At 65.6% G+C, this 25,796-nt stretch carries 23 protein-coding genes; 10 read left to right on the top strand and 13 right to left on the bottom strand.

Annotated features, from left to right (window positions below; all coding sequences use genetic code 11):
* Positions 1 to 219: 219 nt before the first annotated feature.
* Positions 220 to 672 (bottom strand): hypothetical protein, encoded by a 453-nt coding sequence (locus DQ229_RS08995; protein WP_114965945.1) that lies wholly within the window; start codon positions 670 to 672, stop codon positions 220 to 222.
* Between the two features lie 4 nt (positions 673 to 676).
* Positions 677 to 1,879, bottom strand: a complete 1,203-nt coding sequence (locus DQ229_RS08990; protein ID WP_114965944.1) for a pyridoxal phosphate-dependent aminotransferase — start codon at positions 1,877 to 1,879, stop codon at positions 677 to 679.
* Positions 1,880 to 1,964: 85 nt separating this feature from the next.
* On the opposite strand from DQ229_RS08990, the gene DQ229_RS08985 reads away from it, so the two are divergent.
* From DQ229_RS08985 to DQ229_RS08975, 3 genes are all read left to right on the top strand, one after another.
* Entirely contained in the window at positions 1,965 to 2,366 is a 402-nt protein-coding gene (locus DQ229_RS08985; RefSeq protein ID WP_114965943.1) for a helix-turn-helix domain-containing protein, read from the top strand.
* Complete coding sequence (locus DQ229_RS08980; protein ID WP_114965942.1) at positions 2,363 to 2,656, top strand: FAD assembly factor SdhE; 294 nt, start codon at positions 2,363 to 2,365, stop codon at positions 2,654 to 2,656. The genes DQ229_RS08985 and DQ229_RS08980 overlap by 4 nt, the downstream gene beginning before the upstream one ends.
* A 101-nt stretch (positions 2,657 to 2,757) precedes the next feature.
* Positions 2,758 to 3,255 carry a MarR family winged helix-turn-helix transcriptional regulator gene (locus tag DQ229_RS08975; protein ID WP_114965941.1) on the top strand — a complete coding sequence of 166 codons (498 nt, stop codon included), beginning with the start codon at positions 2,758 to 2,760 and terminating at the stop codon, positions 3,253 to 3,255.
* An 84-nt stretch (positions 3,256 to 3,339) separates the two neighbouring features.
* Here the strand turns inward: DQ229_RS08975 and DQ229_RS08970 are convergent, their stop codons facing one another.
* Complete coding sequence (locus DQ229_RS08970) at positions 3,340 to 3,768, bottom strand: VOC family protein (RefSeq protein ID WP_114965940.1); 429 nt, start codon at positions 3,766 to 3,768, stop codon at positions 3,340 to 3,342.
* Positions 3,769 to 3,833: 65 nt separating this feature from the next.
* On the opposite strand from DQ229_RS08970, the gene thyX reads away from it, so the two are divergent.
* A complete protein-coding gene (thyX, locus tag DQ229_RS08965; protein WP_114965939.1) occupies positions 3,834 to 4,751 on the top strand; it encodes an FAD-dependent thymidylate synthase in 918 nt (305 codons plus the stop codon).
* Between the two features lie 95 nt (positions 4,752 to 4,846).
* Here the strand turns inward: thyX and DQ229_RS08960 are convergent, their stop codons facing one another.
* The gene (locus DQ229_RS08960; protein WP_114965938.1) at positions 4,847 to 5,455 is read right to left on the bottom strand and encodes an outer membrane protein; all 609 of its coding nucleotides are present in this window, start codon (positions 5,453 to 5,455) and stop codon (positions 4,847 to 4,849) included.
* 305 nt (positions 5,456 to 5,760) lie between these two features.
* Positions 5,761 to 6,228: a hypothetical protein gene (locus DQ229_RS08955; RefSeq protein WP_114965937.1), complete on the bottom strand. Its 468-nt coding sequence runs from the start codon at positions 6,226 to 6,228 to the stop codon at positions 5,761 to 5,763.
* 456 nt (positions 6,229 to 6,684) lie between these two features.
* Between DQ229_RS08955 and urtA the strand changes: the two genes are divergently transcribed.
* The 6 genes from urtA (at position 6,685) to DQ229_RS08925 (ending at position 15,482) form a co-directional block, all read left to right on the top strand.
* Entirely contained in the window at positions 6,685 to 7,971 is a 1,287-nt protein-coding gene (gene urtA, locus DQ229_RS08950) for an urea ABC transporter substrate-binding protein (protein ID WP_114965936.1), read from the top strand.
* Positions 7,972 to 8,024: 53 nt separating this feature from the next.
* Positions 8,025 to 10,028 (top strand): urea ABC transporter permease subunit UrtB, encoded by a 2,004-nt coding sequence (urtB, locus tag DQ229_RS08945; protein ID WP_238381012.1) that lies wholly within the window; start codon positions 8,025 to 8,027, stop codon positions 10,026 to 10,028.
* A 19-nt stretch (positions 10,029 to 10,047) separates the two neighbouring features.
* Positions 10,048 to 11,265: an urea ABC transporter permease subunit UrtC gene (gene urtC / locus DQ229_RS08940; protein ID WP_114965947.1), complete on the top strand. Its 1,218-nt coding sequence runs from the start codon at positions 10,048 to 10,050 to the stop codon at positions 11,263 to 11,265.
* The gene (urtD, locus tag DQ229_RS08935; protein ID WP_114965935.1) at positions 11,262 to 12,005 is read left to right on the top strand and encodes an urea ABC transporter ATP-binding protein UrtD; all 744 of its coding nucleotides are present in this window, start codon (positions 11,262 to 11,264) and stop codon (positions 12,003 to 12,005) included. Before urtC ends, urtD begins: the two co-directional genes overlap by 4 nt.
* 3 nt (positions 12,006 to 12,008) lie before the next feature.
* Positions 12,009 to 12,704: an urea ABC transporter ATP-binding subunit UrtE gene (urtE, locus tag DQ229_RS08930; protein WP_114965934.1), complete on the top strand. Its 696-nt coding sequence runs from the start codon at positions 12,009 to 12,011 to the stop codon at positions 12,702 to 12,704.
* A gap of 288 nt (positions 12,705 to 12,992) precedes the next feature.
* Positions 12,993 to 15,482, top strand: coding sequence for a GcvT family protein (locus DQ229_RS08925; protein WP_114965933.1), 2,490 nt, complete (start codon positions 12,993 to 12,995; stop codon positions 15,480 to 15,482).
* A gap of 47 nt (positions 15,483 to 15,529) precedes the next feature.
* Here the strand turns inward: DQ229_RS08925 and DQ229_RS08920 are convergent, their stop codons facing one another.
* From DQ229_RS08920 to xdhA, 8 genes are all read right to left on the bottom strand, one after another.
* On the bottom strand, positions 15,530 to 15,868 hold the full coding sequence (locus tag DQ229_RS08920; RefSeq protein WP_114965932.1) for a carboxymuconolactone decarboxylase family protein: 339 nt from the start codon (positions 15,866 to 15,868) through the stop codon (positions 15,530 to 15,532).
* A gap of 281 nt (positions 15,869 to 16,149) precedes the next feature.
* Positions 16,150 to 17,226: a BMP family ABC transporter substrate-binding protein gene (locus DQ229_RS08915; RefSeq protein ID WP_114965931.1), complete on the bottom strand. Its 1,077-nt coding sequence runs from the start codon at positions 17,224 to 17,226 to the stop codon at positions 16,150 to 16,152.
* A 56-nt stretch (positions 17,227 to 17,282) separates the two neighbouring features.
* On the bottom strand, positions 17,283 to 18,215 hold the full coding sequence (locus DQ229_RS08910; protein ID WP_114965930.1) for an ABC transporter permease: 933 nt from the start codon (positions 18,213 to 18,215) through the stop codon (positions 17,283 to 17,285).
* Positions 18,215 to 19,300 (bottom strand): ABC transporter permease, encoded by a 1,086-nt coding sequence (locus tag DQ229_RS08905; protein WP_114965929.1) that lies wholly within the window; start codon positions 19,298 to 19,300, stop codon positions 18,215 to 18,217. The genes DQ229_RS08910 and DQ229_RS08905 overlap by 1 nt, the downstream gene beginning before the upstream one ends.
* The gene (locus DQ229_RS08900) at positions 19,297 to 20,898 is read right to left on the bottom strand and encodes an ABC transporter ATP-binding protein (protein WP_114965928.1); all 1,602 of its coding nucleotides are present in this window, start codon (positions 20,896 to 20,898) and stop codon (positions 19,297 to 19,299) included. Before DQ229_RS08900 ends, DQ229_RS08905 begins: the two co-directional genes overlap by 4 nt.
* Positions 20,895 to 21,875, bottom strand: coding sequence for a xanthine dehydrogenase accessory protein XdhC (gene xdhC, locus DQ229_RS08895; protein ID WP_114965927.1), 981 nt, complete (start codon positions 21,873 to 21,875; stop codon positions 20,895 to 20,897). The genes DQ229_RS08900 and xdhC overlap by 4 nt, the downstream gene beginning before the upstream one ends.
* Positions 21,872 to 24,211 carry a xanthine dehydrogenase molybdopterin binding subunit gene (gene xdhB, locus DQ229_RS08890; protein ID WP_114965926.1) on the bottom strand — a complete coding sequence of 780 codons (2,340 nt, stop codon included), beginning with the start codon at positions 24,209 to 24,211 and terminating at the stop codon, positions 21,872 to 21,874. The genes xdhC and xdhB overlap by 4 nt, the downstream gene beginning before the upstream one ends.
* Complete coding sequence (gene xdhA / locus DQ229_RS08885) at positions 24,208 to 25,689, bottom strand: xanthine dehydrogenase small subunit (RefSeq protein ID WP_114965925.1); 1,482 nt, start codon at positions 25,687 to 25,689, stop codon at positions 24,208 to 24,210. The genes xdhB and xdhA overlap by 4 nt, the downstream gene beginning before the upstream one ends.
* Between the last annotated feature and the right edge of the window lie 107 nt (positions 25,690 to 25,796).

Here is a 25,796-nt window from a genome sequence, read left to right as displayed (position 1 = left end):
GCCCCACCGGGGCGACGGTCCCCCTCCATCCCGGCAGGCGCTTCAGACGCCTCACATCTTGTAACGTTGAAAGTTTCCACGGCGTTGCGCCAGTGGCGCCGTCAGGCATGAGCGCCTGCCCAGGCAGGCGCTGCCCTCGGGCCTTTTCGCGGGCCGAGTTATGCAGAGGTCGCTCAAATGCGATTCCCCTGCATCTGCAAGCGCGCCTTCGCCCCCTGTTCAGGAGCCGCCATCACCCCCGGGCGGGCCGGGCGCGACCCCTGCCTTTTCGGCGTCGCGCTTGAGCAGCCGATCAGCCTTGCGGCGCACCAGCACGCCGCGCAGGTCGTGCATGGCCAGCAGAAGCCGGTCGGTCACGGCATCGAGGTCGTCATCGGCGGCGCGCGCCTGCGCCCATTGCGAGACATGGTTGAGATGATCGATGGCACGGAAGATGTCGTCGACCTCGCGGCGGGCCAGTTCGGCCTGCCGGGCCTCCATCCATTCGGTGATGGCGGCTTTCTCGTCCAGGCTGAGGATGCGGTCGCCCTGGGGCTTGATCTGCCCGTTACGGATGTTGACCACGGCGATCTGCTCGAGCTCGAGGCGGCGCTGGCGGTTTTCGCTGTCGACACGAAAGACCGCCGCGCCATTCTCACGCACCCGGAAATAGAATTCCGGCAGATCGCCCATGCAGTTACTCCAGGCCCTTGCAGAAATCCTGTATCCGCGTACAGGCCTCGCGCAGGGCCTCGTCCGAGGTGGCATAGCTGACGCGGAAACAGGGCGAGAGTCCGAAGGCCGCGCCGAACACCACGGCGACGCCCTTTTCCTCGAGCAGGGCTGTGGCGAAGGTCTCGTCATCCTCGACCGTGGCACCGCCCTTGCTGGTCTTGCCCAGGCACCCCGAGATCTCGGGATAGACATAAAAGGCGCCTTCGGGCACCGGGCAGGTGATGCCGGGGGCGGCGTTGAGCATCTCGACCACCATGTCGCGGCGGCGCTTGAAGGCCTTGTTGTTCTCGGCGATGAAATCCTGCGGGCCATTCAGCGCCTCGACCGCGGCCCATTGGCTGATCGAGCAGGGGTTCGACGTGCTTTGCGACTGGATCTTGCCCATCGCCTTGATCAGATCCACCGGGCCGGCGGCGTATCCGATGCGCCAGCCGGTCATGCAATAGGCCTTGGAAACCCCGTTGACGGTGAGCGTGCGCTCATAGAGGCGCGGCTCGACCTGCGCGGGGGTGCAGAACTCGAAATCGTCATAGACGAGGTGCTCGTACATGTCGTCGGTCATCATCCAGACATGGGGATGACGCATCAGGACATCGGTCAGCGCCTTGAGTTCGTCCCACGTGTAGCCCGCGCCCGTGGGGTTCGAGGGCGAGTTGAAGATCAGCCACTTCGTGCGCGGGGTGATCGCGGCCTCAAGCGCCTCGGGCGTCAGCTTGTAGGCGGTCTCGGCCGAGGCCGGCGCGATCACCGGCTCACCGCCGGCCAGCAACACCATGTCAGGGTAGCTGACCCAGTAGGGCGCGGGGATCACCACCTCGTCGCCGGGGTTCAGCGTGGCCATCAGCGCGTTGTAGAGCACCTGCTTGCCCCCAGTGCCCACAGTCACCTGCGCGGGGGTGTATTCCAGCCCGTTGTCGCGGCGGAATTTCTCGCAGATGGCCTTTTTCAGCTCGGGGATACCATCGACGGGGGTGTACTTGGTGCGGCCTTCGTCCATCGCGCGCTTGGCCGCGGCCTTGATGTTGTCAGGCGTGTCGAAATCCGGCTCGCCGGCGCCGAGGCCGATCACATCCTTGCCGGCGGCCTTCAGCTCGGCGGCCTTAGTCGTTACCGCGATGGTGGGCGAGGGCTTTACGCGGGCAAGCGTATCGGACAGGAACGGCATTTAGACCTCCGGTTTGAAACTGGCGCGCCCTTGTCTTAAGTTGCCGTCAGGTGGCGTTCAAGCGCAATAGGAAAAGGCGGCTGTAATGAGTGATGAATCCGGGCCGGGCTGGTTCAGCGAGGAAGCCGCCACTTTCGGCGACCGGCTGGCCGCCGCACGCGAGGCTGCGGGGCTTTCGCAATCCGATCTGGCGCGGCGGCTGGGCGTGCGGCTGAACACCGTCACCTCGTGGGAAAACGACATCTCCGAGCCCCGCTCGAACAAGCTGCAAATGGTGGCCGGGCTGCTCAATGTCTCGCTCACCTGGTTGCTCACCGGACAGGGCGACGGGGTCGAGCCACCAGATGAATCCGGCGCACTTCAGGCCGATGCGCGAGGGCTGGTCGCCGAGGCCCGGCAGGTGCGTGTCGAGATGAGCGCGCTGACCGAGCGGCTGGGCCGGCTGGAAAAGCGGCTGCGCAACCTGCTGCGCGAGGCCGCGCAATGAGCGCGGCGCCCGGCGGGTTGCCCGCGCAGGAGGCCCGGCTGAAACGGCTGCGGATGCGGGCCTGGCGGCGCGGCACCAAGGAGATGGACCTGATCCTCGGCCCCTACGCCGATGCCCGGCTTGCCGTGATGTCACCGGCCGAACTGGACCTGTTCGAGACAATCCTGGAAGAAAACGATCAGGATCTCTACCTCTGGGTCACCGGCAAGGGCACGCCGCCGGCGGAGATTTCCGGGCTGCTGGAGGCCATCGCCGCACATGCCCGCGCGCGGCTGTCGCCCCACGGCTGAAGCCACCACCCCGCCCCGGCAAGGATTGGCCGGGCGGCCTTAACCTTCTGTTCTCCAATTGTCCCCATGCTGACCGGCAGAAGGGAGCAGCGGAGACAGAGATGACACTTCAGAACCTTACACGCGACGATCCTGCCCACGACGCATTGGAGGCATACCTGGAAAGTCTCGCACTGGTCGAGCGGCTGCATCGCCTGCTGCTCGATGTCATCAAGGACGAATTCGAACGCCTGGGCATCATCGACATCAACGCCGTGCAGGCGCTCCTGCTGTTCAACATCGGCGAAAACGAGGTCACGGCGGGCGAGTTGAAATCGCGCGGCTATTACCAGGGCTCGAATGTCTCGTATAATCTGAAGAAGCTGGTCGATACCGGCTATATGCACCACAAGCGCTGCAATGTGGACCGGCGGGCGGTGCGGGTGCGGTTGACGGCCCAGGGGCGGCGCATCCGCACCGTGGTCGCCACGCTGTTCGAGCGGCATGTCACAGTGCTGCGGGGCCGCGGGCTGGCTGGCGGCACCGGGTTTGAGGATGTGAACCGCAGCCTGCGTCGGCTGGAACGCTTCTGGGCCGAACAGATACGGTATATCTACTGAGCGGAGGCCGGCTGGTCCGGGCGCAACCGGCGCAATGTGCCGGGCGGCGCCCCTTGGGCAGATTGCCGAGGAGCGGACCGCCGCTTACCAATGGCCGGTGTTGCCCATGCTGGCCCATGGCTCTTTCGGTGACAGGGCCTCGCCCATCTGCAACAGCTCGATCGAGATGTTGTCGGGTGAGCGCACGAAAGCCATGCGCCCGTCGCGCGGGGGGCGGTTGATGGTGACGCCATTGTCCTGCAAATGCTGGCACATGGCATAAATGTCCTCGACCGCATAGGCCAGATGCCCGAAATGCCGGCTGTCCGAGGGCAGGCCATCGTCCCCGTCCCAGTTGTAGGTGAGTTCGACCGGGCAGTCCTCCTGCCCCGGCGGGGCCATGAAAACCAGCGTGAAGCGCCCCTTTTCATCCTCGCGGCGGCGGGTCTCGCGCAGGCCGAGCAATTCGTAGAAGGCCATCGACTTTTGCAAATCCTTCACGCGCACCATGGTGTGGAGGTATTCGATCTTCATATTGATGCCCCTTCCGGTTAATCAGATTGCTGAACCAGTGTTAGCCGAAACCCACGGAGCCCGCCATGCCCCTGACGCCCGAGCAAGAGGCCGAGATCCAGGCCGCCCGCGCCACCCCGCAACCGACGCTGCGCGCGGTGGCGCCGGGGATGGAAAAGCACCTCTACACCGCCTATCCGGTGCTCGATCATGGGTTCGTGCGTGTCGTCGATTACATGGGCGACGATTCGGCCATCGTCCAGGCGGCGCGCGTCAGCTATGGCGCCGGCACGCGGCATGTTTCCAACGACGAGGGACTGATCCGCTACCTGATGCGGCACTGGCACTCGACCCCGTTCGAGATGTGCGAGATCAAGCTGCACGTCAAGCTGCCGGTCTTCGTGGCGCGCCAGTGGATCCGCCACCGCACCGCCAATGTGAACGAGTATTCGGCACGCTATTCGATCCTTGACCGCGAGTTCTACATCCCCGCGCCCGAGAACCTGGCCGCGCAATCGACGGTGAACAACCAGGGCCGGGGCGAGGTGCTTTCGGGCGACGAGGCCGCGCGGGTGCTGGAAATGCTGAAATCGGATGCCATGCGCGCCTATGACAATTACGAGGCGATGCTCAGCCAGGAGGGCCAGCAGGGCCTCGCGCGGGAACTGGCGCGGATGAACCTGCCGGCCAACATCTATACCCAGTGGTATTGGAAGACCGACCTGCACAACCTGTTTCACTTCCTGCGACTGCGCGCCGATGCCCATGCCCAGTACGAGATCCGCGTCTATGCCGAGGCCATTGCCGCCTGCGTTCAAGATTGGGTGCCGCTGGCCTATGGCGCCTTTGCCGATTACCGGATGGGCGGGCTCAACCTTTCGGCGGGCGCGGTGGCGTGCCTGCGCCGGATGCTGGCAGGCGAGGCCGTCACGCAGGAAAACTCGGGCCTGAGCAAGCGCGAGTGGCGCGAGTTTGCCGAGGCGCTGGACCTGCCGGAAGGGTAGGACCGGCGCGGCCCGTTATGAAAATGAGAACGCGAAAAGCCCCGGTCGCGGCCTGCGGCTCGGGCCTTTTGATCGCGCGGCGTTCTACCCGCCGTTCAGAACCGGAACGAAACCCCGGCCGAGGCCGAAGTGGCGTTGACGGTGTTGCTGGTGCCCGCGACATTGCGGAAGCGGTGATGCACCAACTCGCCGGTGACGACCCATTGCGGATCGAGCGCGTGCGAAACCCCCACCCCGGCCAGCCAGCCAGTATCCGAGTGTGACCCGCCTGCGCCCGAGGTGCGCACATGCGCCGCGCCCAGCGTACCGAAGGCGAAGGTGCGCCCGTCAATGCCCAGTTTCGGCCCGGCGCGCAGCTTCAGGCGCCCGGCTTCCTTGAGGTCCTGATTGCCGGAACTGAGATCAACCAGCGCGCTGGGGGCGAAGTCAACCTCGCCGCCGATAACCCAGTCGCCCATATCGTGGTTCATGCCCAGGTGAAAACCGGCGCCCACACCGCTTTCGTTGGGCCGGTCGCTGAACGTCACCCGACCGACGCCAACGGTCACCCCGGCATAGGGGCCGGTCCAGTTGTAGCTGGCCGGTGCGCCGGCCGACGGGGCTGGCGTGACCACTGGTTCAGGCGCGGGTTCCAGCGCGCCCGCGTTTGCCGCGACCGGGGCGGCAAGCCCCGCGGCCAATGCAAGAATAAGGTGCTTTCTCATCTTCTGCTCCGCATCTGCGCCACACTGCGTTGGGTGGTCTTTTATCTTCTCGGCACGGCAGCGGTGATGGTCACATCACGGTAACTGCGGCGCCCCTGCTCGCCCGAGAGCACGCCCTGACAAGTGTATTATCCGCACTCTCCCTGAAAAAGGGTAAAGCCTGCCGCAAACCTGTCAACCTTAGCGTGTGCAGTGGGCGAAGACTTGCCGCTGGCGTCACCTGGGCACCACAAATATCTGCGGCGGCGCGCGTTGTGGACGCGTCAGTTTTCGACTTGCCGGTAAATCAAATCATCCCCAAGTATTTACCGTTCAAACTGCTCTTCCGCAGGCCCGTCCCATTCGCCCTGACTGTGCAGGCCGAAATAGCCCTCAACCCCGCCGCCGAAATTGAAATCGGCCCCGCCGTGCACATGCGGCGCCCAGAAGCCCGCCGTGCCGAACAGGCCGTCATTGCCAAAGCCCACACCGGCCTCAGCCATAGCGTTGTTCTTGCCGGTCATCCCGGTGAGCCGGACACCGCGGAAGGAAAAGCCATCCGTCAGCCCGATATTGACCGAGGCCCGCACCCCGCGGGAATTGTCATTGGCCTTGGTGCGCACACGAGCGACGCCCAGCACCCCGTCAGCACGCGGTGGGCCGGCACCGAACGCCCAGTTGAGCCCGACGAAGGCGCGGGTTTCGGTGTTCGCGTTCGAGCTTCCCACCTGAGCGGATGCGGCGGCGGGCGCTACGGCGATCAGGGCGGCGGCGATAATTGCTGCTGTGCGCATCAGGTAATTCCTCCTTGTTCATTCCAATGCAGACATATTCCATTTCTCTGTTGGCATTTCAGGCAGCAAGCTTCAACCCAAGCGGCAAGCTAGAAACCGACTGACGCAGCGCGCCCGGTGCAAAGACGCGTCAGCAACGTGCCCCGAGTGCGTAAATTCCCGGCAGTCTGGACATTATTGCCGGAAGTTTGGTCAATCCGGCCCGAAGGATGACGTTGCGGCACCCTTGGCGGGGCCGACATGTTGGCATTCACCCCGAGCATACGTTTGGTGAAAGCGCGCAGGCCGGATCGGTCGCGCATCAAAGCTGCCCGGCGGTCTCATCCTGCCAGACTCCGACCGCCGGACATGTGCAACATGGAATGCTGCGTGGGGGTAATCTGGATGCTTTTCGCAAAAAGACAAGGGCTTGGCGGCCCGCCACCCATGCAGCGCAGACACAGGAGCTTGCGCCCCATGACCAACCGGAACCTTCTTGCCACCGCCGCGACGGCCTCGCTGATAGCCGCCGCCGGCCCCGCGCTGGCCGTCGATTGCCCGATCCAGGTGGGTGTTCTGCATTCGCTTTCGGGCAGCATGGCTATTTCCGAAACGACGCTGCGCGACGTGATGTTGATGATGGTCGAGCAGCAAAACGCGAAAGGCGGGCTGCTGGGCTGCGAGCTGGAAGCCGTGGTCGTCGACCCCGCCTCGGACTGGCCGCTGTTCTCGGAACTCACCCGCCAGCTTCTGACCGTGAACGAAGTCGATGTGATCTTCGGTGCCTGGACATCGGTGAGCCGCAAGGCGGTGCTGCCGGTGCTGGAGGAACTCAACGGCCTGATGTTCTACCCCGTGCAATACGAGGGGCAGGAATCCTCGCGCAATGTGTTCTACACGGGCGCCGCACCCAACACCCAGGCAATCCCGGCGGTGGACTACTTCCTTGAGGAACTGGGCGTGGAAAGCTTCGCGTTGCTGGGCACCGATTATGTCTATCCGCGCACCACCAACGCCATTCTGGCCGCCTACCTGGCCGACAAGGGCATCCCCGAGGAAGATATCTTCGTCAACTACACTCCCTTCGGCCATTCCGATTGGTCCACGATCGTGTCGGATGTGGTCGCACTGGGTGCGGGCGGCAAGCAGGTCGGCATCGTCTCCACCATCAATGGTGACGCCAATATCGGCTTCTACAACGAACTGTCCGCTCAAGGCGTGAGCGCCGACGACATCCCTGTCGTGGCCTTCTCGGTCGGCGAGGAAGAGCTTTCGGGCCTCGACACGTCGCGGCTGGTCGGGCACCTGGCGGCGTGGAACTACTTCATGTCGGCCGACACGGCCGAGAACGAGGAATTCATTGCCGCCTGGCATGACTTCATCGGTGACACCGGCCGCGTCACCAACGACCCGATGGAGGCCCATTACATCGGCTTCAACATGTGGGTGAACGCGGTCGAGGCGGCCGGCACGACCGATGTGGATGCCGTGCGCGAAGCGATGTGGGGGCAGGAGTTTCCCAACCTGACCGGCGGCACGGCAGTGATGAACGTCAATCATCACCTGTCCAAGCCGGTTCTGATCGGCGAGATCCGTGCCGACGGGCAGTTCGACATCATCAGCCAGACCGAGGAGGTCCCGGGCGAGGCCTGGACACCCTACCTTTCCGAAAGCGCCACGCTGGTAAGCGACTGGCAGGAACTTGGCTGCGGCATGTTCGACACCGCAACCGAGACCTGCGTGCAGCTGACCTCGAACTACTGAGTGCGACCGGGTGCGGGCGGCCATCTGCCCGCACCCCTTTTCCCACGCCGAACATGAAGGCCCTTTCAATGCCGCTCAGCTTTCGCACCGCGCCCGTACTGGCGTGCCTGATCTGCCTGTGCCTGGCCGCATTGCACCCGCAGCCGCTGGCCGCGCAGGATGATGCGCCCCAAGGCACCTTGCAGGCACTGCTGCAAACCCATCAGGAAGAAGTTGCACGCCCCTCGCGCAATTCCGTGGCCCTGGTGCTCGATGCCCTGCTTGATGCGCAGCTTGACGGCACGCTGGAATTTCTGCGCCTGTGGCAGGATCGCGAGGTTTATGAGCGTGACGCGGACGGGCTGTTTTTCTATGCTCGCGAGGGCCAAGACCGGATGCTGGTGCTGACCGACATCGACACGGGCGAAGAGGCCGGCGTCATCGGCAGCCGCGAGATCAATCAGATCCGCCCCAATGCCGGTGTGCGGCGCGAAATCGCTGCGGCTCTGGTGCAGTTCGAACTGTCCGATCCCGACCCGGCGCGCCGCCTGGCCGCGCTCGAGGCGATCAGCCGCAGCCCCGACCCCGAGCAGATTCCGCTGCTGGCCGCCGCCATCGAAGGCGAACCCGACCCGGCGATCAGGGAGCGCAAGGAACGGGTGCTGAGCCTTCTCATCGCGCGCCACGGCTCCGACAGCGCCGAGCGAGTCGCAGCCATCGAGGCCCTGACCGGCGACATCAGCACCGAGGCCCGGCGCGTGCTCAACCAGCTTCTGCAAACACAGGCAGGCATTGCCGGGGCGCTGCCCGAGGACGCCAATATCGAACGCGTCCGCAGCCCCGGCGACGATCTGGACCTGATCACCGCCTATGACCGGCTGGCCGATGCCGGGCTGGCGCCCGCGCGGCGAGGCCACAACGCCATTCGCGACGCCTTGCGCGCGCATGTCGCCAACGGACAGGTCGGCGGCGTGGCCCTGCATCGGCTCAGTACCGATGAGGCCCGCCGCGAAGCCTACCGCACGTTGGAAGAGGCCGGCCTCGTGCCGCCCCTTGTCACCGAGGCCGCCATGCAGGCCGCAGTGGCGCAATATGTCTTTTTCGACGCCTATGTCGAACCTGATGCGGCCGTGACGGATGCCGCGCGCGACGCGCTCGACAGCACACGCACGAAGATCGGCATCTACCAGGCCTTTGGCCTAACGCTGGATGCGCTTTCGCTTGCCTCGATCTTCTTTCTGGCGGCGATCGGCCTGGCAATCACCTTTGGCGTGATGCGGGTGATCAACATGGCGCATGGCGAATTCATCATGATGGGTGCCTATACCGGTTATGTGGTCCAGCTTTTCATCCCAAATTACACCTTCAGCCTGGCGGTGGCGCTGCCGCTGGCCTTCGCCATAACATTTGGCGCTGGTGTGGCGATGGAGCGGCTGGTGATCCGCTATCTCTACACCCGCCCGCTCGAGACGCTGCTGGCCACTTTCGGTATCTCGATCGCGCTGCAGCAGCTGGCCAAGAACATATTCGGCACCCAGGCGCGGCCGCTCACCGCGCCCGACTGGCTGGCCGGGTCGGTGGTGTTAAATGACATCGTCAGCATCAGCAGCATCCGAGTGGCGATTTTCGTCCTGGCGCTGATGTTCCTGGCGATGCTGGTGGTGATCCTGCAGCGCACGCGGCTGGGGCTGGAGGTGCGTGCGGTCACGCAGAACCCCGGCATGGCGGCGTCGATGGGGATCAACCCCGACCGCATCAACATGCTGACTTTCGGGCTGGGCTCGGGCATCGCCGGGGTCGCGGGGGTGGCCATCGGGCTATATGCGCAGGTCACATCCGAGATGGGCGCCAACTATATCGTGCAAAGTTTCATGACCGTGGTGGTGGGCGGTGTCGGCAGCGTCTTCGGCACGCTGGCAGGCGCCGGGCTGATCGGCTTCCTGCAAAAGGGGATCGAGTGGTTTAACCCCGGCAACACGCTGGCAGCGCAGACCTACATGGTCCTCTTCATCATCCTGTTCATCCAGTTTCGGCCGCGGGGCATCGTTGCCCTGAAGGGCCGCGCAGCGGGGGATTGACCAAATGGCCGCAGACATCATGACCAGGGGGGCGCGCGGCCCCGCCAAACCGCGCCAACCCGCACCGCCGCGGCGGCGCAGCTTTCTGGCCGAGAACCCTTCGGTCCTGTGGTTCATGCTGGCGTTGGGGCTGTTCACTGCCGTCGTCAGCGTGTTGTCCGAGGCTTTCGGCGCCGGGCTGCTCTCGACCTCGCTGATCAAGGTGCTCGGGATGACGCTGTGCCTGTGCCTCATTGCCATCGCCATGGATGTGGTCTGGGGCTATTGCGGCATTCTCAGTCTCGGGCATTTCGCCTTTTTCGGGCTGGGCGGCTATGCCATCGGCATGTGGCTGATGTATGCCCGCACCGAAATCGTGATCCGCGAGAACCTGGCCTCGGGCACGATCCCGCCCACCGAAACCGAAGTGACCGAAGCCGTCACCGCCCAGATCTTCGGCGTGGTCGGCAGCTCGGAGCTGCCGCTGATCTGGAGCTTCGCCTACAGCCTGCCCTTCCAACTGGCCATGGTGGTGCTGATGCCGGGGCTGCTGGCGCTGATTTTCGGCTGGCTGGCGTTTCGCTCGCGCGTGACGGGGGTCTACCTTTCGATCCTGACCCAGGCGATGACGCTGGCGCTGTCGCTTTACCTGTTCCAGAACGACACCGGCCTGCGCGGCAATAACGGGCTGTCGGGGCTTCAGAACATCCCCGGCTTCCTCGATGTGCCGCAATCGGTGATCTCGATGTGGTTCTTCTGGGCTTCCGCCTTCGCGCTGGGCGCGGGATACCTGCTTTTCGCCTGGGTGGTCTGGGGCAAGTTCGGTTCGGTCATCCGCGCAATCCGGGATAATGAATCGCGCGTGCGCTTCCTTGGCTACAATGTGGAAGGCTACAAGCTCTTTGTCTTCACGCTCACGGCGGTGGCCTCGGGGCTGGCTGGCGCGCTCTATTATCCGCAGGCGGGCATCATCAACCCCGCCGAGATCGCGCCCATCGCCTCGATCTACCTGGCGGTCTGGGTGGCCATCGGCGGGCGCGGGCGGCTTTACGGCGCGGTGATCGGGGCGGCCTCGGTGTCGCTGCTGTCAAGCTGGCTGACCGGGGGCGGTGCGCCCAATATCGACCTCGGCTTCTACCGCATCATCTGGACCGACTGGTGGCTGGTGCTGCTCGGGCTGGGCTTCGTGCTGGTGACGCTGTTCTTCCCCAAGGGCATCGGCGGGCTGTTCGATTACCTGGTGAGGAAGCGGCCATGAGCAAGACCCTGCTGGAAGTCTCGGGCGTGTCGGTCACATTCGACGGGTTCCGCGCCATCAACAACCTCTCGATCCAGGTCGCCGAGCCGGAGTTGCGCGCGGTGATCGGGCCCAATGGCGCGGGCAAGACGACCTTCATGGATATCGTCACCGGCAAGACGCGCCCCGACGAGGGCTATGTGATCTGGGGCGAGCGGTCGGTGTCGCTGCTGGAGATGTCGGAAAGCCAGATCGCGCGCGCGGGCATCGGGCGCAAGTTCCAGAAGCCCACCATTTTCGAGGAACAGACAGTGCGCGAGAATCTCGCAATGGCGCTCAAGAACAGGCGCGGCCCGCTTCCGGTGCTGTTCTGGCGGCCGGGCGCGGCCGATCACGCCCGCATAACCGAACTGGCGCAGGAGATCGGCCTGAGCGACCGGCTGGAACATCGCGCCGGTGATCTGAGCCACGGGCAGAAGCAATGGCTGGAAATCGGCATGCTGCTGGCGCAGGACCCGCGGCTCTTGCTGGTCGACGAGCCTGCCGCCGGCATGACCCCGGCCGAGCGCGCGCACACCACCGATCTGCTCAAGCGGGCAGCGCAGACCCGCGCGGTGATGGTGATCGAGCATGACATGGAGTTCATCCGGCGCCTCGATTGCAAGGTCACCGTGCTGCACGAGGGCGCGGTGCTGGCCGAGGGCAGCCTCGACCACGTGACGCAGAATCAACAGGTGATCGATGTCTATCTGGGGCGCTGAACAATGCTGAACGTGAAGGACCTGACCCTGCATTACGGCCAGTCACAGATCCTGCATGGTGTCTCGCTCGAGGCCCGGCCGGGGGCGGTGACGGCGGTGATGGGACCGAACGGAGTGGGCAAGACCAGCCTGCTGCGCGCCATCGCCGGGCGCCACCCCTATTCAGGCGGCACCATCGCGCTGAACGGCAAGCCGCTCGATCACCTCAGCGCGGCACGGGCGGCGCAGTCGGGGATCGCCTATGTGCCCCAGGGGCGCGAGATCTTCCCCCTGCTCACCGTGACCGAGAACCTGCAGACCGGCTTTGCCTGCCTGCCGCGTTCCGAACACCGCATCCCCGAACGAATCCACGATCTGTTTCCGGTGCTGGAGCAGATGAAGAACCGGCGCGGGGGCGATCTGTCGGGCGGGCAGCAGCAACAGCTTGCCATCGCGCGGGCGCTGATCGCACGGCCCAAGGTGCTGCTGCTCGACGAACCGACCGAAGGGATCCAGCCCAACATCATCAAACAGATCGGCAAGGTGATCGCGCTATTGCGCAGTGAGGGCGAAATCGCCATCGTTCTGGTCGAACAGTATTTCGACTTCGCCTATGGGCTGGCCGATGAGTTCTGCGTGCTCAATCGCGGCGAAGTGGTGCTGTCGCGCCCCGCAAAGGCGGTCAAGCGCGAGGAAATTCTTGCACGGGTTTCGATCTGAGCGGCCTTGCCGCCGCCCGCGCGCCCCTGGCGTACGGCGGATGCCTCCGGCGGGGATATTTTGCTCACAGTGAAAGGGCTGACGTTGGTAACAGGCGGGACGCAGGCTTTCCTGTGCGCGCGTGTCCCTTCTTCTTGGTAATAAATATCCATGCCCGGCTTCAGCCTGTGCGCGGCCGGGGGCGGGGCGCGTCGCAATCGGGCGATGAATGGTCGTGACGATCTTTCCGCCAGGGCCGCGTTCGCGCCATTGATGGCGCAAGGCGGATTGGCACGAAGGAGGCGCCCGATGAAAACCCATGTCAAAGCGCTCGTGGTCGGGGGCGGCGCGGTGGGCACCGCCATTGCCTATCATCTGGCGCGCGCGGGCTGGGACTGCACGCTGCTGGAGCGCGACGAGCTGACCGCCGGCTCCACCTGGCACGCCGCCGGCCTCTTGCCGCTGTTCAACATGAGTTACGCCACCAGCCATATCCATGATTACAGCGTGCGGTTCTACAAGTCTCTGGAGGAGGAAACCGGCCTCAACCCCGGCTTCTATGTGGTGGGCAACCTGCGCATGGCGCAAAGCCGGGAGCGCATGGACGAATACATGCTCTATGCCTCCACCGCCGAGACCGTGGACATCCCCTATGAATGGCTCAGCCCGGCGCAGATAAAGGAACGCTGGCCGCTCGTTCGCACCGAGGATCTGAAGGGCGCGATCTATCATCCGACCGACGGCTACATAAACCCCGCTGACGTGACCCAGGCCATGGCCAAGGGCGCGCGGCAGTTGGGGGCCGAAGTCATGCGCCGGGTGCAGGTGGACGGCTACCGCTGGACCGGCAGTGAATGGGTGGTGTCCTGCACGAAGATGGTGGAGAGGGGCGGCAACCTCGTGCCCTCGGAGGAGCGTTTCGAGATCACGGCCGAGCATGTCGTCACCGCCACCGGCAACCACGCCCAGCGCACCGCACGGCTTCTGGGGCTGAAGATCCCGGCGATCCCTGTCGAGCATCAGTATATCGTGACCGAGCCTGACCCAGTGTTGCGCGACTGGCGCGCGGCCGGCAACCCCGAGCACCCGGTGCTGCGCGATGCCGATGCCAAATGGTATGTGCGCGAGGAGCGCGGCGGCTGGATTCTCGGCCCCTATGAGCGCGGCGCCCCTGCGCGGTTCCTTTACGATGTGCCGGAATCCTTCCGCGCCGACCTGTTCCCGCTCGATCTGGAGCGGATCGAGGAAGAGTACATGTCGATGATTCACCGGCTTCCCAGTTCGGAAACCGTGGGGCTGAAGGACGACTATAACGGCCCGATCTGCTACACGCCCGATGGAAACCCGCTGCTTGGGCCTGCGCCGGGGCTGCGCAACATGTGGCTGGCCGAGGGTTTCAGCTTCGGCATCACGGCGGCTGGCGGTGCCGGCCACTACCTGGCGCAGATGATGACCGGGGGCGAGGCCGAGATCGACATGGCAAGCCTCGATCCGCGGCGCTACGGCAGCTGGATGACAACCGAGTATGCCGCGCGCAAGAACGAGGAAGCCTATGAGCATGTCTATATCCTGCACCACCCGGATGAGGAGCGCGAAGCCTGCCGCCCACTGCGCACAGCCCCATGTTACGACCGGGTAAAGGCGCGCGGCGCGCAATTCGGGCAGGTGAACGGCTGGGAGCGGCCCAACTATTTCGCGCCCGAAGGATTTGACGATCACGCCGCGCGCAGCTTTCGCCGGGGTGGGTGGTGGCAATACGCGCATGACGAGGCCAAAGCGATCCGCGAGGGCGTCGGCATGATCGACGCCACCGCCTTTACCAAGCATCTTGTGCGCGGCCCCGGCGCCACCGCGTTTCTCGACTGGTTCACCTGCAACCGCCTGCCGAAGGTGGGGCGCATCAACCTGACCTATGCGCTGACAGAGGCCGGAACGGTGCGCACCGAATACACCATCGTGCGGCTCGCGGAAAACGCGTATTACCTGATCTCCGCCGGGGCATGGACGGAATATGACGGCGATTACCTGCGCAAGGCCGCCGAGGACAAGCTTGCCGAGTTCGGCTGGATCGACATTCACGATGTCACCACGCAATGGGGTGTCTTTGCCGTGGCCGGGCCGAAATCGCGCGAGCTGCTGGGCAAGCTGGTCAAGGATGCAAACCCCGAAACTGCGCTATCGAACAAGCGCTTTCCGTGGCTTTCGATGCGCCATATCGAGCTGGGCATGTGCCCGGTGCGCGCGGTGCGCGTGGCCTATACGGGCGAATTGGGATGGGAGTTGCACCACCCCGTCGAGATGCAGAATTACCTGTTCGACCAGATCATGGCCGCGGGCGAGGGCGTGGGGCTGAAGCTGGTCGGCGCGCGGGCGCAGAACTGGCTGCGGCAGGAAAAGAGCTATCGGGCGTTTGGCCACGAACTGGGCCGCGATGCGACGGTGATCGAGGCCGATCTGCCGCGCTTTGTCGATATGTCCAAGGATTTCCACGGCAAGGCAGAGATGGAGGCCATCGGCATACGCTCGAAATGCTGCACGCTGCTGATCGACGGCCCCGAGGATGCCGACCCCTGGGGCCGCGAGGCGCTTTATTCAGGCGACGAGAAGGTCGGGCGGCTGACCTCGGGCGGGTATTCGGTGGTGTTCGGAAAATCCATCGGCATGGGCTATGTCCACCCCGAGCTGGCCGCGCCGGGCACACGACTGAAGGTCAGGATGCAGCACCAGCTATGGGACGCCGCGGTGGTCGAGGACAGCCCCCATGATCCGCAAAACCTGCGGATCAGGGCGGATGGTTGAGCCTGCCCGCCAAACAGATATCGGTGAACGGATGAGGGCGGCGCGATCTATTTCGCGGCAAGCTCGTCCCAGCAGGCCAGCGCCTTGGCGGCATACATCACCGCCGGGCCGCCACCCATCTGGATGCACATGCTCAGAACATCGGCCAGTTCCTCGCGCGAGGCACCGGCCTTCATCAATGCGGCCACGTGAAAGGCGATGCAGTCTTCGCAGCGCACCGCGACGGCGATGCCAAGGGCCACAAATTCCTTTTCCTTGACGCCCAGCGTGCCGCTTTCCTTGACGCCCCGGGACAGCCCGGCAAAGCCCTTCATCGCCTCGGGCGCGGCCTGGGCAAGCGCGCGGCTTTGCTCGCGGGTTTTCTGGATCAGGTCGGAATAGCTCATGTGAAGTCCCTCGACGTGAAGTGAATGCCGGAAGTCTTGCCTGCGGAGCGGGCGGGGCGCCTTGATACAGGTCAGTTTCGCTGCGGAAGGGGATTGCCTGACGCGGTGATGGCTTAATGTTGAAAATGGATAATTTTTAGCGTGTAAACAGCCAAATTCTGGGAAATTTATGTTGAATAAATATAATTCATTTCCACCGGAGGGCGGGCGCGCACGATGTGCTGGCGCCGAAAAAGGCCCGCGCGTGTGGCGCGGGCCTTCTCAAGATCAGGCGCGTGGCCTCAGTTGGGGATCTCGGCGGTGATCCCCTCGACATAGAAGTTCATGCCCAGCAGGTCGCCATCGGGCGCGGTCTCGCCCTCGGCAAGCCATGGGCTTCCGTCCTGGCGGTTGATCGGCCCGGTGAAGGGGTGATACTCGCCTGCGGCGATTGCCTCGATCATGAATTCGGCCTCGGCGCGGACATCTTCGGGGATTCGCTCGTTCAAGGGGGCCAGCGCGACCATCCCTTCGGCAAAGCCGTGCCAGACATCGCCGGCTTGCCAGGTGCTGTCCATCACCGCCTGAATACGCTCGATGTAATAGGGGCCCCATTCATCGAGGATCGCGGTCAGATGGGCGTCGGGACCGAAGGCGACCATGTCCGAAGCCTGGCCGAAGGCCATGACCCCGTTCTCCTGCGCAATCGCGATCGGCGCCGAAGAGTCGGTGTGCTGCATCAGCACGTCGGCGCCCTGCTCGATCAGCGCGGTCGCGGCATCGGCCTCTTGCGCCGGGTCGAACCAGCTGTAGACCCAGATGATACGGAACTGTACATCGGGGTTCGCCGCCTTGGCATGCAGATAGGCCGAGTTGATCCCCATGATCACTTCGGGAATCGGGTAGGAGGCGATGTAGCCGATGGTGTTGGTCTCGGTCATCTTGCCGGCGATATGGCCGATCACGGCACGGCCCTCATAGAAGCGCGCATTGTAGAGCGAGACGTTGTCGTGGTCCTGGGTGTAGCCGGTGGCGTGCTCGAACTTCACATCCGGGAAACGCGCCGCGACGTTGTTGGCGTCGGGGCCGAAGCCAAACGAGGTTGCAAAGATCAACTCGTGGCCGGACAGCGCCATCTGGGTCATCACCCGTTCGGCATCGGCGCCCTCGGGCACGCTTTCGACATAGGATGTCTCGACGCCGTCGCCGAAATGCTCTTCGACCATCTGACGCGCGGCGTCGTGGGTGGCGGTCCAGCCATAATCGCCCACCGGGCCGACATAGACAAAGCCGACCTTGAGCGGGTCATCCGCCAGCGCCGGCGAGACGGCGAGGCCAAGCGCCATGGCCGAGCTGGCAAGAAGGGTTCTGCGTTTCATCGGGCGTTCTCCCTGTTGAACGGGGCACGCCTGCGGCGTGCCGGTTTGGGCCCCGTCTATTGCGAGGCGTGGTAGGTCCGGTTCAATGACCCCGGCGCGTTCAGGGCGTTGCGCCCGCGCGACGAGGATATGATCACAAGCACGAGAATCGTTATCAGATACGGCGACATTGCCAAGTATTCGACGGGGATGCGCACCCCGGCGGCCTGCAGATTCAATTGCAGGACGACGATGCCGCCGAAAAGATAGGCACCCAGCAACAGCCGCCAGGGCCGCCAGGCGGCAAACACCACCAGCGCCAGCGCGATCCAGCCTGCGCCGGCGGTCATGCCCTCGGTCCATTGCGGCACCCGCACGAGGCTCAGATAGGCGCCGCCCAGCCCGGCCATCGCGCCGCCAAAGGCAATCGCCATCAGCCGCACCCGCACCACGCGATAGCCCAGTGCATGGGCGGCGTGATGGTTCTCGCCCACCGCACGCAGGATCAGCCCGGCGCGAGTGAACTTCAGGAATACCCAGACCGCCACCACCAGCAGCAGCGAAATGTGGACCATCGGATCATGGCTGAACAGAATGCGCCCCAGCACCGGGATATCGGACAGATAGGGGATCTCGATGCGCGGCACCCGTGGTGGCCGCACCCCTTGATAGCCCTGGCCGATCAGCGCCGACAGCCCCAGCCCGAACAGCGTCAGCCCCAGCCCCGTGGCCACCTGGTTGGCCATGAGAACCTGCGTGATGATGCCGAAGATCAGCGAAATCGCCAGCGCCGCCAGCGCCGCAAAGGCAAAGCCCAGCCAGGGGTTGCCGGTGCCGGCGGCAACGACGAAGCCACAAACGGCGCCGGTGATCATCATCCCCTCGACCCCGAGGTTCAGCACGCCGGATTTCTCGCAGATCAGCTCGCCCGTGGCGGCCAGCAGGATCGGCGTCGCCGCCGCCATCATGCTTGCGATCAGCACGATCGGATTGATCGAGGAAAGGTCCATCACGCCACCTCGCGCGGCTTCAGCCGGATACGGTAATTCGACAGCATATCGAGCGCCAGAAGGAAGAACAGAAGCATCCCCTGAAAGGCCTGAATGGCCGCCGAGGGCAGCCCCAGCATCATCTGCGCCAACTCGCCGCCGATATAGGTCAGCCCCAAAAGCAGCCCGGCCAGCAGGATGCCAATTGGATGCAGCCGGCCCAGAAACGCCACGATGATCGCGGTGAAGCCATAGCCCGAGCCGAAGTCGATATTGATGCGCCCGGCCGGGCCGGCCACCTCGAACATGCCTGCAAGCCCCGCCAGCAGCCCCGCGAGGCCAAGGCAGAACATCACCAGCCGGTCTGGGTTGACCCCGGCGAAGCGCGCCGCGCGCGGGGCCTGCCCGGCCAGTTGCACATGATAGCCCAGAATGTGCCGATGCAGCAGGATGTAGCCGAAGATCACCGCGATGAAGGCCGTGACCACGCCCCAGTGCATCCCCGTGTTCGCGATCAGTTCGGTGTTCGAGGCCGAAGGATAGTTGGCAATGTTGCGCGAGCCGGGGAAGCCGCCGCCTTCGGGGTTGCGCATCCGCCCCATCGCCAGCGCCGCCAGCAGCCGCTCGGCCACATAAACCAGCAGGAGCGACACGAGGATCTCGTTGGTGTTGAAGCGCGTCTTCAGGATCGCCGGAATCATCGCCCAGGCCCAGCCGCCCAGCGCCCCCGCCAGCACCATCAGCGGAAAGATGAACCAGGCCTCCAGCGGGTAGAAGGCCAGCGCCACCCCAGCGCCACACAGCGCACCGATGATGTATTGCCCCTCGGCGCCGATGTTCCAGATATTGGCCCGGAACCCGAACGAGAGCCCCACCGCGATCAAGATCAGCGGCCCCGCCTTCACCAGAAGCTGCGGCCGCGAATACGAGGCGAATTGCGGATTGAACAGCGGATCCCAGAAGATGATGCGGATCGCCGCGACAGGGTCCTTGCCCAGGAGCGCAAACATCAGCCCCCCCGCCAGCATGGTCAGCAGCACCGCCAGCACGGGTGTGGCAGCGGTCCAGAATCGCGACGGGGCCGGGCGGCGCTCAAGCCGGATCATGGGCGGGGCTCCTCGTTGGCGGCGCCGGGCTGGACCAGTTCGCTGATCACTTCCCCGGTGCGTTCGACCGCATCATCCGCGGCAACCTCCATGTCATGGGCACCGCCCAGCATCAGGCCGATCGCCTCAAGCGAAAGCTCACGCATATCGCGCGGCGGGCTGAGGCGCCCGGCATTGAGCGCGGCAAATCGGTCGGCGATTTCCATGAGTTCATCCAGGTCCTGGCTGATCACGACAACTGCCGCGCCCTGCGCCGCCAGATCCATCAGCGCCTGACGGATCGCGGCGGCCGCCTTGGCATCCACGCCCCATGTCGGCTGGTTCACCACCAGCACATCAGGCCGCTGCAAGACCTCGCGCCCGATGACGAATTTCTGCAAATTGCCGCCCGAAAGCGCCCGCGCCGGGGTTGCGGGACCCGGTGTGCGCACGTCGAATTCCTGGATGATGCGGCGCGCAAAGGCCCGCGCGCGCCCCCAGCGGATGAAGCCCGAAGACACCAGCCGTTCGCGCGAGGCGCCGGTCAGCAGGGCGTTTTCCGTCAGCGACATGTCGGGGGCGGCCGCATGGCCCAGCCTTTCCTCGGGCGCTGACAGCAGCCCCAGCGCGCGGCGGCGCTCGGCACCAAGCCGCCCTATCCCGATCCCGCTCAGCTTGAGCGCCTGCGCCGGCAGCCGCGTCTCGCCCGAAAGCACGGCCAGCAGCTCGTCCTGCCCGTTGCCCGCCACTCCGCCGATCCCCAGGATCTCGCCCGCGCGGACCGACAGCGACAGATCGCGCAGCGTGGTGCCGAAGGCCAAAGCGGGCGGCAAGGTGCGAATGTCCAGTTCCAGCACTGTCTCGCCGGGGGGGGCCTTGGCCCGCGCGGGTTGCTGAAGCGTGCCGCCCACCATCATCTCGGCCAATTCGCGCGCGGTCTTCTCGCGCGGGTTGCAGGTATCGACCACGCGGCCATCGCGCAGGATCGTGGCGGCCTCGCACAGCGCGCGGATCTCTTCCAGCTTATGGCTGATATAAAGGATTGCGGTGCCCTCGGCGGCCAGTTTGCGCAGGGTGCGAAACAGGATTTCCACCTCCTGCGGGGTCAGCACGCTTGTGGGCTCGTCCATGATCAGCAGCTTGGGGTTTTGCAGCAGGCAGCGCACGATCTCGACGCGCTGGCGCTCGCCCGCGCTCAACTCACCCACCAGCCGCGACGGGTCGAGCGGCAGGCCATAGGCCTGGCTGATCTCGCGGATCGAGCGCGCAAGCTGGCGCTGGGGCGGCGCATTTTCCATGCCGAGCGCGACGTTCTCGGCCACGTCGAGCGCATCGAAGAGCGAAAAATGCTGAAATACCATGCCAACGCCGGCAGCGCGCGCGGCACTCGGGTCGGCGGGGTGAAAGGGCGCGCCCTGAAACCACATCTGCCCGGCATCGGGGCGCACCAGCCCGTAGATAATCTTGACCAGTGTGGACTTGCCTGCACCGTTCTCACCCAGCAAGGCGTGCACCTCGCCCGGGCGGATGGCGAAGGAGATGTCGTCATTGGCGATCACGCCGGGATAGGCGCGGGTTATCCCCTCGACCCGCAACAGCGCCTCTGTGGTGTCACTCATCCGGCCTGCCCCCGTGAATCAACCGCTCCAACCTGCCGTGACAGCATGTCAGCGACAACACCAAGCGCAATCTTTTGCGGATGTTTTCCCAACTCCGGCGCACCGATCGGGCAGGTGATGCGCGCGATTCGGGCATCGGCGTGCCCCAGCGCCCGCAGCCGCGCCCGGAACCGCGCCCATTTGCTGGCCGACCCGATCAGCCCGGCGCGGGCGAAGCCATGGCCTAGCAGCCGGTGGCAAAGCTCCAGGTCGAGGGCATGGGAATAGGTCAGGATCAGGTGCTCGGCCCCGCGCGGGGCATGGGCCACCAGCGCGGCGGGGTCGGCGGCAGGCACAATGGTCACGCCCTCGGGCGCGGGGTCGGGAAAGCGCGCCGGCGCGGTATCGACCCAGGTGATGGCGAAATCCGGCAGCGGCGCGGCCATGGCGACGATGGCGCGCCCCACATGCCCCGCGCCCCAGACCCAAAGCACCCGGCGCAGTTGCGAGACAGGCTCGACCAGCCAGCCCTGCACCAGCCGCGGGGCCGCCGGCGGGGGTGTCGCGCCGTTGCGCGCAGCGGCCAGAAGGCGGCGCAGGGCAAGGGGCGGCACGCTGCGGCGGCAGGCCTCAACGGTGACGGGCCGGGCGATCAGGCCGTTCTCGGCGTGGCCCTCCAGTTCAGCCAGCCGCGCGGCGTCGAACCATTCATAGACCAGCGTCACCGCGCCGCCGCAGCACTGGCCCAGCCGGGGGCCCAGCGCATGGCGTTCGACCAGCGTATGCGGATCGGCCCGTGCAAGCATCTCCCGCGCGCGCTGGCTTGCGGCATATTCCAGCGCGCCGCCCCCGATGGTGCCCGATTGCCCCTCGGCATGAACCAGCATGAACGCGCCCGCCTCGCGCGGGCTCGATCCCTCGTGCCCGGCGATCAGCACCCGCACAACCGGGCCATGCGCCGCAATCTCGTGCGCCAGGGTTTGCGGCTCAAAGCTCATGGAACTGTCTGCCGGCGGCTTGCGGCGCGCTGGCGCTCGACCGCCCAGAGCACCCGCTCGGGCGTGGCCGGCGCATCCAGCGCGGGATAAAGCGTGCCATCGCCACAGGCCGCCACCGCATCCGACAGCGCCATCAGCACCGAAATCCCCAACATCAAGGGTGGCTCGCCCACCGCCTTGGAGCGGTGAATGGTATCCTCACGGTTGGGCGCGTCATGGAGCACCACGTTGAACACGCGCGGGCGGTCGCCAAAGGCGGGGATCTTGTAGGTCGAGGGCGCATGGGTGCGCAGCCGGCCCTTGTCATCCCAGACCAGTTCCTCGGTGGTCAGCCAGCCCGCGCCCTGCACATAGCCGCCTTCGATCTGGCCGATATCGAGCGCGGGGTTCAGGCTGCTGCCAGCGTCGTGCAGGATATCGGTGCGCAGGATGCGGTGCTCGCCGGTCAGGGTGTCGAGCACCACCTCGCTCACCGCCGCGCCATAGGCGAAATAGTAAAACGGCCGCCCGTGCCCGGCGATCCTGTCCCAGCTCAGCTTGGGGGTGCTGTAAAAGCCCGTGGCCGACAGGCTGATCCGGGCCTGATAGGCGCGCCGGACGACTTCATTGAAACTGTAGTCGCCCGCGCCCGCCTGCACCCGCCCGCCGGCAAAGCGCACCTCGTCGGGGCGGCATTGATGTTCTTGCGCCAGCATCCCGGCCAGCCGGTCGCGGATCGTCATGCAGGCCGCGCGCACCGCCATGCCGTTGAGGTCCGACCCCGACGAGGCCGCCGTGGCCGAGGTGTTGGGCACCTTGTCGGTATCGGTGGCGGTCAGGCGCACTGCGCCGTCCTGCACGCCGAAGGCATGCGCCGCCACCTGCGCGACCTTGCCGAACAGCCCCTGGCCCATCTCGGTGCCACCGTGATTGAGCTGGATCGAGCCATCCTGATACACATGCACCAGCGCTCCGGCCTGGTTGAGATGGCTTAGCGTGAAAGAGATTCCGAACTTCACCGGCGTCAGCGCGATTCCGCGCTTCAATATCGGATTTTTGCTATTCCAGGTGGCAATATCAGCCTTGCGTTGGGTGTAATTGGCAGATTTCTGCAACTGCTCAGTGATCTCATCAAGGATGAAATCCTCCACCTCCATGCCATAGGGGGTGAGGTTGCGCGGCGTTTTCGCTGGCTTGGCGAGGAGTGTCCCGGCTGGCGGATCATAGAAATTGGCGCGGCGGATTTCCAGCGGATCGCGGCCCAGCGCATGGGCGATTTGATCCATCAACCGCTCGACCCCGACCATGCCCTGCGGCCCGCCAAAGCCGCGAAAGGCCGTGGCGCTTTGGGTGTGGGTACGCAGGCGGTGGCTTTCGATGCGCACGGCGGGCAGGAAATAGGCATTGTCGGCATGGAGCATGGCGCGGTCGCAGACCGGCAGCGACAGATCCTGCGCCCAGCCGCAGCGGGCATACTGCCGAAAGACCACGCCCTGCACGCGCCCTTCCCCGTCAACCCCCGCGCGGTACTGGATGCGGAAATCGTGCCGCTTGCCGGTGATCATGAAATCGTCGTCGCGGTCATAGCGCATACAGCAGGGGCGGCCGATAAGCGCCGCGGCCACCGCGCAGGCCACCGCCGGGGTGTTGGCCTGGCTTTCCTTGCCGCCAAAGCCACCACCCATGCGCCGCACCTCGATGCGCACCGCGTGCATCGCAACGCCCAGAACCTCGGCCACCTTGTGCTGCACCTCGGTCGGGTGCTGCGACGAGGCATGCACGATCATGTCGCCGCCTTCCTGCGGCAGCGCCAGCGCGGCCTGGCCTTCGAGGTAGAAATGTTCCTGCCCGCCGATCTCGATCTCGCCCTCGATCAGGCGCGGTGCGGCGGCGATTGCGGCCTCGGCATCGCCGCGCGCCCAGATGCGCGGCCCGCCTTCGAAATAGCTGTCTGCGGCCAGCGCGTCGTCGATGCTCAGAAGCGGCGGCAGCGGGTCGATCTCGGCGCGGCCCAGCCGCGCGGCGCGGCGCGCGGCCAGGTGGCTGTCGGCCAGCACCAGAAAAAGCGGCTGGCCCAGGTAATGCACATGGCCATCAGCCAGCAAAGGCTCGTCATGCGCGGCGGAGCTGACATCATTGGCGTGCGGCAGGTCGGCCGCCGTGAATACCGCGTGCACGCCGGGGGCGGCGCGCACGGCCTCAAGATCGAGCCCGTGCAGTATACCATGCGCAACCTCCGAAAGGCCGAAAGCCAGATGCAGCGCGCCGGCGGGCGCGGGGATGTCATCGACATAGCGCGCCTGTCCGGTCACATGGCGCAGCGCGGAATCGTGGGGCAGCGGGTTGCGGATGCTCATGGCGCGACCTCCAGTATGCTGACACCGCCGCCCCGGCTTTCATGGCAGGCGCGCAGAAGCATGTTGCCCGCGGCGCGCATCCGGTAGCCGCCCGAGGCGCGCATGTCACTGATCGGGCTGAAATCTTCGCTCAAGGCGTCGAGCACGCCCGCCACTGCCTCGGGCCGCCAGTCCAGCCCTTCCAGCGCCGCCTCGAGCGCGCGGGCACGCGCAGGCACCCCGGCCATGCCGCCATAGGCGATGCGGGCCTGCGCGACCCGATCGCCGCCGTCGAGCGTGATGAAGAAGGCGCCACAGACGGCCGAGATATCCTGATCGAGCCGCTTGGACAGCTTGTAGCAGAAAAGCCGCCCCGGCTGCCTCGTGACACTGACACCTTCGACGAATTCGCCGGGGGCACGGTCCTGCTTGCCGTAATCGAGGAAGAAATCCTCGAGCGCGATCTCTCGGCGTGCATCGCCACAGCGCAAGTGCAGCCGTGCGCCCAGCGCGATGAGTGCCGGCGGCAGGTCGCCGATCGGTGAGCCATTGGCGATGTTGCCCCCCACCGTGGCAGCGTTGCGCACCTGTTCGGACCCGAAGCGGCGAACCAGTTCGCCGAGCGCGGGATAGGCCGGGGCGATGGCGGCGCCGAACTCGGCGAGTGTGACGCAGGCGCCTGCCTTGAGATGGTGGTCGTCGAACGAAAGGCCGCGCAGATCCTCAATCCCTGCGATGAAGGCCACCGGCCCGAGATCGCGCAGTGCCTTGGTGACCCACAGCCCCACATCGGTGGCGCCTGCAATCAGCCGGGCCTCGGGGTTGGCGGCATACCATGCGGCCAATTCATCGGAACTGCCGGGACGAAAGCCGGCGGCCGAATCGGGGGGCTGTCTGCCCCCGGACCCTGAAGTTGCGGGGGGCTGTCTGCCCCCCGGCCCCGCCTGGGCGGGGCCACCCCCCGAGGATACTTGGCCCACAGTGAAGGGCAGATCGGCGATGGCTTTCTGGTCGTCGCGCATCCAGTCGGGAACCGGGGCGGAGGCGGCGGCGCGGGCCGCGCGCAGGATCGGGGCGTAGCCGGTGCAGCGGCACAGGTTGCCGGCCAGCAGCGTATCGGGGGCGGGGTGCGCGTTGAGGTGGCCCACGGCCATCGAGACGATGAAACCGGGTGTGCAGAAGCCGCATTGGCTGCCGTGGTGGTCGATCATCGCCTGCTGCACCGGGTGGAGGGTGCCGTCGGGGGCCGCGATGCCTTCGACCGTGCGCACGGCCTTGCCATGCAGTTGCGGCAGCATCAGGATGCAGGCGTTGAGCGCGCGGCTGCCGTTTGCGTCGGTAACCATGACGGTGCAGGCCCCGCAATCGCCCTCGCAGCAGGCCTCCTTGGTGCCGGAGAGGCCGCGTTCCTCGCGCAGCCAGTCGAGCAGCGTGCGCGTGGCCGGGCAGTTTGCCAGCGTGACGGGCGCTCCGTTCAACAGAAACGCTGTTTGTGTCATGTATCAGTGACCTGCCGCGTTACCAGTCTCTGGGTGGGGGACCCTGGTGCCTGACCCGATGCGGCGTAAGGTCGGCGCTACCCCCTGCTGTGGTTTTCAGCAAAGCG

This window comes from Alkalilacustris brevis, assembly GCF_003350345.1.
Lineage (GTDB): Bacteria > Pseudomonadota > Alphaproteobacteria > Rhodobacterales > Rhodobacteraceae > Alkalilacustris > Alkalilacustris brevis.
The sequence above is the reverse complement of the archived record's forward strand: the minus strand, read 5'-3'. Positions and strand labels throughout refer to the sequence as shown.

What these genes read in the sequence shown, in the direction of transcription:
- DQ229_RS08915 (WP_114965931.1), bottom strand. Translation starts at nt 17,226, where the DNA reads ATGAAACGCAGAACCCTTCTTGCCAGCTCGGCCATGGCGCTTGGCCTC.
- xdhC (WP_114965927.1), bottom strand. Translation starts at nt 21,875, where the DNA reads ATGAGCTTTGAGCCGCAAACCCTGGCGCACGAGATTGCGGCGCATGGC.
- DQ229_RS08995 (WP_114965945.1), bottom strand. Translation starts at nt 672, where the DNA reads ATGGGCGATCTGCCGGAATTCTATTTCCGGGTGCGTGAGAATGGCGCG.
- xdhB (WP_114965926.1), bottom strand. Translation starts at nt 24,211, where the DNA reads ATGAGCATCCGCAACCCGCTGCCCCACGATTCCGCGCTGCGCCATGTG.
- urtB (WP_238381012.1), top strand. Translation starts at nt 8,025, where the DNA reads ATGAAGGCCCTTTCAATGCCGCTCAGCTTTCGCACCGCGCCCGTACTG.
- xdhA (WP_114965925.1), bottom strand. Translation starts at nt 25,689, where the DNA reads ATGACACAAACAGCGTTTCTGTTGAACGGAGCGCCCGTCACGCTGGCA.
- DQ229_RS08980 (WP_114965942.1), top strand. Translation starts at nt 2,363, where the DNA reads ATGAGCGCGGCGCCCGGCGGGTTGCCCGCGCAGGAGGCCCGGCTGAAA.
- DQ229_RS08960 (WP_114965938.1), bottom strand. Translation starts at nt 5,455, where the DNA reads ATGAGAAAGCACCTTATTCTTGCATTGGCCGCGGGGCTTGCCGCCCCG.
- DQ229_RS08925 (WP_114965933.1), top strand. Translation starts at nt 12,993, where the DNA reads ATGAAAACCCATGTCAAAGCGCTCGTGGTCGGGGGCGGCGCGGTGGGC.
- DQ229_RS08985 (WP_114965943.1), top strand. Translation starts at nt 1,965, where the DNA reads ATGAGTGATGAATCCGGGCCGGGCTGGTTCAGCGAGGAAGCCGCCACT.
- DQ229_RS08970 (WP_114965940.1), bottom strand. Translation starts at nt 3,768, where the DNA reads ATGAAGATCGAATACCTCCACACCATGGTGCGCGTGAAGGATTTGCAA.
- DQ229_RS08900 (WP_114965928.1), bottom strand. Translation starts at nt 20,898, where the DNA reads ATGAGTGACACCACAGAGGCGCTGTTGCGGGTCGAGGGGATAACCCGC.
- DQ229_RS08920 (WP_114965932.1), bottom strand. Translation starts at nt 15,868, where the DNA reads ATGAGCTATTCCGACCTGATCCAGAAAACCCGCGAGCAAAGCCGCGCG.
- urtD (WP_114965935.1), top strand. Translation starts at nt 11,262, where the DNA reads ATGAGCAAGACCCTGCTGGAAGTCTCGGGCGTGTCGGTCACATTCGAC.
- urtA (WP_114965936.1), top strand. Translation starts at nt 6,685, where the DNA reads ATGACCAACCGGAACCTTCTTGCCACCGCCGCGACGGCCTCGCTGATA.
- DQ229_RS08905 (WP_114965929.1), bottom strand. Translation starts at nt 19,300, where the DNA reads ATGATCCGGCTTGAGCGCCGCCCGGCCCCGTCGCGATTCTGGACCGCT.
- urtE (WP_114965934.1), top strand. Translation starts at nt 12,009, where the DNA reads ATGCTGAACGTGAAGGACCTGACCCTGCATTACGGCCAGTCACAGATC.
- thyX (WP_114965939.1), top strand. Translation starts at nt 3,834, where the DNA reads ATGCCCCTGACGCCCGAGCAAGAGGCCGAGATCCAGGCCGCCCGCGCC.
- DQ229_RS08990 (WP_114965944.1), bottom strand. Translation starts at nt 1,879, where the DNA reads ATGCCGTTCCTGTCCGATACGCTTGCCCGCGTAAAGCCCTCGCCCACC.
- DQ229_RS08975 (WP_114965941.1), top strand. Translation starts at nt 2,758, where the DNA reads ATGACACTTCAGAACCTTACACGCGACGATCCTGCCCACGACGCATTG.
- DQ229_RS08910 (WP_114965930.1), bottom strand. Translation starts at nt 18,215, where the DNA reads ATGGACCTTTCCTCGATCAATCCGATCGTGCTGATCGCAAGCATGATG.
- urtC (WP_114965947.1), top strand. Translation starts at nt 10,048, where the DNA reads ATGACCAGGGGGGCGCGCGGCCCCGCCAAACCGCGCCAACCCGCACCG.
- DQ229_RS08955 (WP_114965937.1), bottom strand. Translation starts at nt 6,228, where the DNA reads ATGCGCACAGCAGCAATTATCGCCGCCGCCCTGATCGCCGTAGCGCCC.